This window comes from Streptomyces sp. UW30 (assembly GCF_008042075.1).
GTDB lineage: Bacteria > Actinomycetota > Actinomycetes > Streptomycetales > Streptomycetaceae > Streptomyces.
The window spans coordinates 404,200-408,978 of record NZ_RDBN01000037.1; the positions used below are offsets into that span (position 1 = coordinate 404,200).

A 4,779-nucleotide genomic window follows, 5' to 3' on the forward strand; every position below is an offset into this window, starting at 1 on the left:
ACCTCGCAGGGACCGAGGGACGGCCGGAAGGGCGAACCGCCCGAGCCGCCCTACACCTGCCGCAGCCGCTTGGCGAACTCCGCCGCCGCGGCGGCGGAGTTCGCCAAGCGGCTGCGGCAGGTGTAGGGCGGCTCGGGCGGTTCGCCCTTCCGGCCGTCCCTCGGTCCCTGCGAGGTGGCGTCTCAGCCTGTGGTCAGCGCGCCAGTGAATTCCTGGAGACTTGGGGCTCTGTTCGGCCGTTGTTTGTCCAAGGCGTGGACAACAAGCCGACAAATCGGGCAAATGTCCGATGCCCGGTTGGGGGACCGGTGCCCCCTGGCTAACCTGCGAGTATGGCCCTCGGCACCGCATCCATCAGACCGGACCACGCTCGTACCGTGCGCGACATGCTCGCGACCGGTAAGACGACGTATTCCTTCGAGTTCTACGCCCCCAAGACCCCGAAGGGCGAGCGGAACCTCTGGAACGCGCTGCGCCGGGTCGAGGCCGTCGGACCCGACTTCGTCTCCGTGACCTACGGCGCGGGTGGKMCCACCCGCGCCGGCACGGTCAAGGCCACCGAGGCCATCGCCTCGGACACCACGCTCACGCCGATCGCCCACCTCACCGCCGTCGACCACTCGGTGGCCGACCTGCGCAACATCATCGGCCAGTACGCCGACGCCGGGATCCGCAACATGCTGGCGCTGCGCGGCGACCCGCCCGGCGACCCGCTCGGCGAGTGGGTGCCGCACCCGCAGGGCCTCGCCTACGCCGCCGAGCTCGTGGAACTGATCAAGGCGTCCGGCGATTTCTGCGTGGGTGTCGCGGCCTTCCCCGCGATGCACCCGCGCTCCGCGGACTGGGACACCGACGTCCGTCACTTCGTCGACAAATGCCGTGCGGGCGCGGACTACGCGATCACGCAGATGTTCTTCGAACCGGAGGACTACCTGCGCCTTCGCGACCGCGTCTCGGCCGCCGGCTGCGACACCCCGATCATCCCGGAGATCATGCCGATCGCCAGCGCGAGGACCCTGGAGCGGATCCCCTCCCTCACCAACGCCGGCTTCCCGGCCGCCCTGAAAGAGCGGATCCTCACAGCAAAGGACGATCCGGCGGCTGTACGCTCCATTGGCATCGAGTTCGCCACGGAGTTCTGCGCGCGGCTGCTGGCCGAGGGAGTGCCCGGACTGCACTTCATTACGCTCAACAACTCCACGGCTACCTTGGAAATTCACGAAAACCTGGGCCTGCACCACCCACCGCAGGCCTAGACCGGCCGTCCTGACATACGTCACACTGCGTAGGCGGCCACTGGGAGAGGGGCGTACATGGGCTGGACGGTCCTCTACATCGCGTTCGGCATCGTCGCGCTGTGGCTGCTGGGCGAGGTGCTGCTGCAGTACAAGGCACGGCTGCGCTGGCGGCTGCTCGCCTTCGTCGGGTTCCTCGGCGTCGTGGTCGGGGTGCTGATCCCGTCCGTGATCGTCATCGGTCTGGGCGCGGCCGCCTTCGCGATCGGCCAGACCTACGTCACGCTGTCGTTCCGCCGCGGCTTCTCGGCCGGCTGGGCGGTCTCCGCGCCGGCCCTGGGCCCCCTGGCCAACAAGCGCCGCCGCGACGAGCCGGAGTACCAGGAGCCGACCCTGGAGGTCTCCGACCTGGAGGCGTCCGAGGGCGGATTCGCGGACAACGAAGGCGCATACGGCCAGGGCGGCGCCGGTTACGACGACTACGACCGCGACGACGTCTTCACGCCCACCCGCGGACAGCCCACGGCCGCGGAGACGACCGCCGTCTACGAACCGCAGCCCCTGCCGGACGACACCGGCTCGTACGGCATATACAACGACCCCGCCTACGCCGCCGCCGACCAGAACTACGCCGCCGCGGGCCAGCAGCCCCAGGACCAGTACGCGACGGCCGACCAGAGCTACGGCTACGACGGCTACACCGGTTACGACCAGCAGCAGTACGGCTACGACCAGGGCGGCCAGCAGCAGTACGCCGCCTACTCCGACCCGTACATCGGCGCCCAGCAGACCTACGGCGGCGCCTCGTACGACGCCTACGGCCAGCAGCAGTACGGCCAGCAGGGCTACGGCCAGGACCAGTACGCCACCGGCACCTACGGCGAGACCCCGTCCGGCGGCGTCTACGTCCCGCAGCAGCGCACCGACGAGGCATACGGCGGCGAACTCCCGCCGGAGCAGCCGCAGTACCCGTACCAGGGCAACGGCCAGCAGCAGGGGCAGGGGTACGACGAGCAGTACCGTTTCTGACACCCGGTGAGCCGGCGCTACCCGGACATCACTGCGAGCCCTGGAACTCCGGCCCCTCCACGATCAGCCCGGCCACCAGCGCACCCGACATGCCGGCGTGCGGAAGGCCGCCGCCGGGGTGGGACCAGCCGCCGACGGTGAACAGGCCGGACACGGCCGTGCTGTTGGACGCGTGCAGCAGACGCCCCTCGACCGCGGCCAGCGCCGGAGCCGGAACCGCTCCGCCGGCCGCGCCGGTCACCTCCGCGATGTCGGCCGGGGTGCGCACCTGGTGCCACAGGAGGCGGTCGCGCAGATCGGGTACGGCCCTCTCGGCCACGGCGATCACATGGTCCGCATGCCGCTCGAAGAGCTCCTCCTGCGCCCGGCCCCGGTCGGGCTGCGACGGCACCGTCGAGGTGAGCGCGATCGCCTCATGGCCGGTGTCCGGAACCAGCGCCGGGTCGTCGGGCCGCAGGACGGTGACCGTGGGCCGCGTGGCCATGCCCCCGGCGGCGCCGAACAGGGCGTCCAGCTCGGTCTCGCGGTCCTGCGCGTGCACCACCGTGCGGTGCGCCGTGCCCTGAGGCCGGCCACCGCGCAACGCCAGCAGCACCGTCAGCCGACTCGCCGCCCGGCGCTGGGACGCCACCTCGCCCTCGCCGCGCACCGCCGCTGACCGCATGAGGCCGTCCAGCACCTCCGGAGCGACCCCGCAGACCACGAAGTCGGCCTCCACCACCGGCCCTCCCCCAGAGCCGAAAGCCTGGGAGGTGCCCCCAGCCAGCTCCAGCCCCGCCGCCCGGCCGTCCTTCTCCAGGATCCCGGTGACTTCCGCACCGAAGTGGAACTCGACCTTCCTGGCCACGCACCGCTCGTACACGGCCCGCGCCAACTCCCGTATGCCGCCGCGCACATACCAGGTCCCGAAGGCATGCTCCATGTACGGCAGCACCGCCCCGTTCGCCGGCGTCTCGCGTGGGTCCAGGCCGTACGCCAGCGCGTGGCTCTCCAACAGGGCGACCAGCCGGGGGTCGCGCAGCTCCCAGGCGCCGACCTCGGCGAGGGTGGCGGCCCGGCGGGTGCGCAGGAGGCGCTTGTGCGGGACCGACGGGTAGGGCTCGCGCTCGGCCAGCACCTGCCAGTTCGGCCACAGGGGCTCCTCCAGGAGCGGTCTGCGCGTGCGGTCCCAGGCCTCGCGGGCACGGACCAGGAAGTCGCCCCAGCGCCCGCCAGCTCCGGCGCCCAGCGCCTCGTCCAGGGCGGTCACCACTCCCGCGCGTGAGGCGTTCGGCAGGGACACCTCGGTGCCGTCCGCGAAGACGTGCCGCGCGGACGGGTCGACCTGGACCAGCTCGACGCACGCCTCCAGCGGCTCCTTGCCGGTCTTGACGAACAGGTCGCGGTACACGGCGGGGAGCGGGAGCAGGCCTGGTCCCGTGTCGAAGGCGAAGCCGTCACGCTCGAAGCGGCGCACCGCTCCGCCGTACGTCTGCGAACGCTCGTAGACCGCCACCCGGTGGCCCGCGACGGCGAGCCGGGCAGCGGCCGCCATCGCGCCCATCCCGGCGCCGATCACCGCAATCCTTGCCATGCCAGGGACTTTATCGGCCGCTGCTGACAACGGCCCACTGACCTGGGGAGACGGCTCAGCCGCCGCGCTGGGTCACCGCCTGGCCGAGCCGTTTCTCCGCCCGCCGCTCGGCCCTGCGCCGCAGGAAACGACGGATCCGCGAGACCAGGAAGTAGAGCAGGAACAGCCCGGCGAGCAACAGGGCGCCCGCGACGGAGGCCGCCGCGACGGGGTGGAAGATCGCGAAGGTGATGATCGCGGCGACGCCGAGATCCTCGGCGAGGCTCACCACGACGTTGGTGAACGGCTCGGGCGAGGTGTTGACCGCCATCCGCGTCCCGGCCTTGACCAGGTGGCTCAGCAACGCCGTGGAACCACCGACCGCGCCGGCCGCCAGCTCCGGCACCGACCCGCTCTGTCCGGCGAGCAGCGCCGCGACGACCGCGCCCGACACCGGCCGGATCACGGTGTGCACCGAGTCCCACGCGGAGTCGACGTACGGAATCTTGTCGGCGACGGCCTCGCAGAGGAAGAGCACGCCGGCCGCGATCAGGACGTCGGGCCGTTGCAGTGCCTCGGGCACCTCGTCACTGAGGCCCGTCGCGCCGAATATGCCGAGCAGCAGCACCACGGCGTAGGCGTTGATGCCGCTGGCCCAGCCGCTTGTGAACACCAAAGGGAGTACAGACACGGGGGCGATCGTAACCACTCGGCAACACCGGGTCTTGGGGATGAGTGCGCAGCTCTGAGTACCCGTACCTAGCCGACGAGATGAGTACGCGCGCGGATGGGCCGCGACCTGCGTGAACGAGAGAGTGGAGCCACGGAGAAGGGGAACGGCTCCGCACCGGCGACACGGGGCGCCGGAACGGAGCGTCCCCGGATCCGCTCCTTCCGCCGGCCTGGTGTCGGCGGGAGTGAGACCGGGGGACCCGGGGGAACGACCGGACGGGGGTCCAGGGG

Annotated in this window: 4 protein-coding genes; 2 read left to right on the forward strand and 2 right to left on the reverse strand. The window is 71.5% G+C overall.

The window, feature by feature from the left end:
- The first annotated feature begins 332 nt into the window (after positions 1–332).
- Together metF and EAO75_RS20465 are read left to right on the forward strand one after the other, a co-directional pair.
- Positions 333–1,256 (forward strand): methylenetetrahydrofolate reductase [NAD(P)H], encoded by a 924-nt coding sequence (gene metF, locus EAO75_RS20460; RefSeq protein WP_147996511.1) that lies wholly within the window; start codon positions 333–335, stop codon positions 1,254–1,256.
- A gap of 57 nt (positions 1,257–1,313) precedes the next feature.
- A complete protein-coding gene (locus EAO75_RS20465; protein WP_147996512.1) occupies positions 1,314–2,264 on the forward strand; it encodes a hypothetical protein in 951 nt (316 codons plus the stop codon).
- Positions 2,265–2,292: 28 nt separating this feature from the next.
- Here EAO75_RS20465 and EAO75_RS20470 read toward each other — a convergent pair whose 3' ends face one another.
- Positions 2,293–3,837 carry a phytoene desaturase family protein gene (locus EAO75_RS20470; protein ID WP_147996513.1) on the reverse strand — a complete coding sequence of 515 codons (1,545 nt, stop codon included), beginning with the start codon at positions 3,835–3,837 and terminating at the stop codon, positions 2,293–2,295.
- A 55-nt stretch (positions 3,838–3,892) separates the two neighbouring features.
- Positions 3,893–4,507, reverse strand: a complete 615-nt coding sequence (locus tag EAO75_RS20475) for a DUF4126 domain-containing protein (protein WP_147996514.1) — start codon at positions 4,505–4,507, stop codon at positions 3,893–3,895.
- Between the last annotated feature and the right edge of the window lie 272 nt (positions 4,508–4,779).